Source organism: Achromobacter sp. GbtcB20 (assembly GCF_019091095.1).
In the GTDB taxonomy this organism is placed as follows: domain Bacteria; phylum Pseudomonadota; class Gammaproteobacteria; order Burkholderiales; family Burkholderiaceae_B; genus Achromobacter; species Achromobacter mucicolens.
This window is the reverse complement of the sequence record NZ_JAGXJZ010000615.1, coordinates 1-261: the sequence shown is the minus strand read 5'-3', so window position 1 is coordinate 261 and position 261 is coordinate 1. Positions and strand designations below refer to the sequence as shown.

The 261-nt window shown below is 70.1% G+C and carries 1 protein-coding gene; it reads right to left on the bottom strand.

Annotation, left to right across the window (positions count from 1 at the left end; all coding sequences use genetic code 11):
* The coding region (locus tag KVT32_RS30440; protein ID WP_217619471.1) for a hypothetical protein at positions 1-261 on the bottom strand (261 nt) is incomplete at both ends.

Genomic DNA, 261 nt, shown 5'->3' with positions numbered 1-261 from the left:
AGCCTGACGGCGCCCGCACGAGGCGCCCCAGCCGGCCACAACCCTGGAGACAGCACCACGCCCTGGGCGTCGCGCACCGGCCGGTTGATGAAGAAGCCCTCCCCCGCTTCCTCGGTCGCGCGGCGGTAGGTGGCGCGGATGATTTCGATCTGGTGCTGCTTCCACTTCGCGTGCACGTGGAGGCTGGTGGCGAGCAGCGCGGCCAGCACCAGCCAGGCGGTGTTCCACCAGGCGTTGTTGATGGCTGCCTGCTGCTTGGCG